The 3,208-nt window shown below is 41.2% G+C and carries 5 protein-coding genes; 4 read left to right on the forward strand and 1 reads right to left on the reverse strand.

What is annotated here, in order from left to right:
- The first annotated feature begins 1 nt into the window (after position 1).
- The 4 genes from FH749_14035 to FH749_14050 all read left to right on the forward strand — a co-directional run bounded on the left by FH749_14035 (position 2) and on the right by FH749_14050 (position 2,748).
- On the forward strand, positions 2 to 241 hold the full coding sequence (locus tag FH749_14035; protein MTI96570.1) for a transposase: 240 nt from the start codon (positions 2 to 4) through the stop codon (positions 239 to 241).
- A 584-nt stretch (positions 242 to 825) separates the two neighbouring features.
- Positions 826 to 1,062, forward strand: coding sequence for a hypothetical protein (locus FH749_14040; protein MTI96571.1), 237 nt, complete (start codon positions 826 to 828; stop codon positions 1,060 to 1,062).
- A 313-nt stretch (positions 1,063 to 1,375) separates the two neighbouring features.
- On the forward strand, positions 1,376 to 2,161 hold the full coding sequence (locus tag FH749_14045; protein MTI96572.1) for a hypothetical protein: 786 nt from the start codon (positions 1,376 to 1,378) through the stop codon (positions 2,159 to 2,161).
- 119 nt (positions 2,162 to 2,280) lie between these two features.
- A complete protein-coding gene (locus FH749_14050; GenBank protein MTI96573.1) occupies positions 2,281 to 2,748 on the forward strand; it encodes a hypothetical protein in 468 nt (155 codons plus the stop codon).
- A gap of 52 nt (positions 2,749 to 2,800) precedes the next feature.
- On the opposite strand, the gene FH749_14055 is transcribed toward FH749_14050, so the two are convergent.
- Positions 2,801 to 3,121: a M28 family peptidase gene (locus tag FH749_14055; protein MTI96574.1), complete on the reverse strand. Its 321-nt coding sequence runs from the start codon at positions 3,119 to 3,121 to the stop codon at positions 2,801 to 2,803.
- Positions 3,122 to 3,208: the final 87 nt, after the last annotated feature.

A 3,208-nucleotide genomic window follows, 5' to 3' on the forward strand; every position in this document is an offset into this window, starting at 1 on the left:
AATGGTATGCAGCATGAGCAGAAAAGGAAACTGCTATGATAACGCGAGCGCTGAGAGTTTCTTTAGCGCCATCAAAAACGAGTTAATTTATCTAAACAAATTTAAGACCAGGCAAGAAGTCCGGGATGCAATCTTTGATTATATAGAGATTTTCTATAACAGGAAGCGCAGGCATCAAAGTCTGAATTATATGACTCCCGTTGAGTATTTGAAACAGTATTACGCAAGCTTGGCTGCGTAGCAAAACATGCGCATTTTCAAGCTATTCTACGATAGGATGAGCGAATCACACTCAGCAGTGTCCGCTAAACCGGGAAGACCTCAGCCCTTTTACGTACAACCATCCTGATTATCTCTTCTATCTTAGCCTTTGTTTGGTTCTTTGAACTGTCATATCGGAAATGCAACTTATATTATCTGGATAAAAATGTAGCAAAGAGAGTGTTTGTTAACGATACTACTTATGCTACAGCAGGATATCTGTTGTGTCTATTAACTGCATATGGTGTTTTCGGTAGTAATGAATTCATAAATGAAATGGCTCTTTTGGTCGGGATATGCTTCCTGATTCCGACAATTAAAACTATCCGTCGTATTGGGTTGCGCTATAGAAAGATTCAAGCAAAATCTAAGTAGGTAAATTGGTTCGGGTAATAGTGTATATTGGGGAATTACGTTTTTAGCCAAGGGTTGAACTAAATTGTAACTCAGCTTTTTTCAATTAAAGTGTGACAAGAGGGTTTATCTACGAAGGCTTCTATAAACGGTGTGCCCGGGGACGGTTTTCCAACTTGCCTCCGAGGCGCCGAAAGGAGCGCAGGCCCGATGAAACAGCTAAACTGCCCTGTGCCGGTGCTGGCCGTCTTCGAGCAGGGTAAGGTGCGCCCCCTGGCTTTCAAATACCAGGGCCGCCGCTGGTCCGTGACCCAGGTGATCCGGGACTGGCAGCAGTTTGCCCTCTTGGAAGAGAAAATTCACACATTTGTCGTCGAGACGGAAACGCGACTGGCCCAGCTTAGCTATTACCCCCAGACGGGCCGCTGGCATTTGGATAAATTATAAATGGCTGCCCGCTGGCAGCCATTTTTGACTATCGGGACAATTCGGAATGGGCTACGTTTTTTATTAATTGGGGATGAGATGTAAGGCTGCTAGCTTAAGAACCGGTTTAATTGAAAAGATATTGTCGATTCCTGTCGAAAGGCGCACTTTCACCGGAAAAAAGTGCACTTTCACCGGAAGTTGCCCCAAAATAGATAAAAATGTGATAGTATTGGCAACATAGTCCAGTTGTTGGAAGGTGGGGGTAGAAGAGCTTCTACAAATGTATGCACGGGAGTTTAAAAACTAACCAACTAACAAAGGAGAGAAAAACGTGAAAAAAACAATATCATTTATTTGCTTATCCCTAATTTTTATGCTATGTGCAACTACAATCTACGCATCAGCGGACTACACCAATCACGAGATAGAATCTATTTTTTTGAATCCAGTTAATGTTGAACATTATCTAAATTATCTAGAAGAGAAAGGTGTCTCATTTGATAATCTGATAGAGGATTATACAACCAGTGACAAGCGTTGTAAAGATTATTTTATGATTGAGGAGTATTTATCGGGAAATACCATAGGGACAGAATCATCTATAAACACAATTTACCCGCCAATTTGGACTAAAAAAACTATCAGGGCAGCTATTGTTGTTGCAGCAGAAAGTTATAAAAACTCAGCCCCATTTGCGCACCGGCTTCTCATACATTCATTACAAGACAATCCCGCCACATACTATGCTCGCTGGGGCGATGGTGGCGCTAATCGACAGGCAATAGAGCAAATTAGAAGTCATCAAGCATACAAGAATGCCGGAGAAAATCAACTCGTGACGTTCAGCAGTCCAAATAATTTATATCTTTCATTAAACAACTGTACAAAAAGAATAACAAGAACCCCGACACTTTATCGAGAATATCTATACGATTACTATGATTTCGAATGGAATCAATCGTCAGGATGGTCAGAGACCATTGTGAATTTGGCAGTCATTGCTCAATCTTTAGGGGCAATTAACAATTACCATGTATATGTTTATGTTTTGGAAGAATTTTGGGACGGAGTTTCTCCCTGGCCATGGACATTGCCAGACCTTCCAATCCAATATTAACTTTCGCAAGTGCCCTCTCTGAGAACTTTGAATGCTTAATAATCTTGTTCAGGCAGCAAACGGTTTGTCAACAAATATAGCTTACGGCTCTACGACTATAATGTGAAAGGAATGATAATTTGACTAAGATTGTTAAGATTGGAGTCGTTATAGCACTGCTTGTTATCATTGCAATAACGATTGTGATAACATATTTGGGTCGTGACCTAAGCTATACAGTCGCCTTATTAATAAATTGGGGCATAAAGTTGCCCACCAATTATGAAGTAATTTATCGTATAGATCCAGGTCAAACCCCTTTCGGAGATGGGTTCCGGTACAGTATTCTTTACTACGAAAAAGGAGTTTCGGAGCCGTTTCTTGATGATTTTTCTTCTCAACAGGACTTAGAGTTAGAACAAGGCGTTGAGGAAATTTTAAATCATTTGAGTATAGATAAAGAAAACGCTATTGATTTCAGTCAACCTTATCTATGGAAAAGTGACACTTTTATTCCTTCCGAAAGAGAAGGAATAGTTACTAAGGCAATATTTTTAATATTCCAACCTAGCACAAATTATTTATATGTAGTACATTTTAAAATTTAGAATTACCCTCCTTTTTACTGGTTGGTGGACCAAGAGTCCCATTTCTACGCCGTTAAAAGCAATAAAGACAATGGACTTGTCTGGAAAATCCGGCAGCTTGCAACGTGCCGGCAATTTCCATCATGGCAGCTACTCCGGAAGCGTTATCCAGGGCGCCCGGCTGGTAGGTGCCGTCTTTATTCTCCCCAACGTGACCAAGGTGTGCGCCAATGATGATGGCGCTGTCCTGCAGGTCTTCGTCAACTCCGGGGATAATCCCAATAACATTAGCTACCTCTACGTCTTTATAGGTGTAATGTGTTTTTGCTGAACCATATAGCCCAAAAGTTGACTGTATTGCCTGTCCAACAACTGCTAGGTATAATGACCTTATCTTATGAAAGGAAAGGACGCCCCGTTAGCGTGCTACCCATTACAGCAGCACCAGGGCGTCCCAACTCAAAAACCATGGTCATTATAT

It is taken from the genome of Bacillota bacterium (genome assembly GCA_009711825.1).
Lineage (GTDB): Bacteria > Bacillota > Proteinivoracia > UBA4975 > VEMY01 > VEMY01.

Coding starts and splice junctions, on each gene's coding strand:
- FH749_14035 (MTI96570.1), top strand. CDS start 2: ATGGTATGCAGCATGAGCAGAAAAGGAAACTGCTATGATAACGCGAGC.
- FH749_14040 (MTI96571.1), top strand. CDS start 826: ATGAAACAGCTAAACTGCCCTGTGCCGGTGCTGGCCGTCTTCGAGCAG.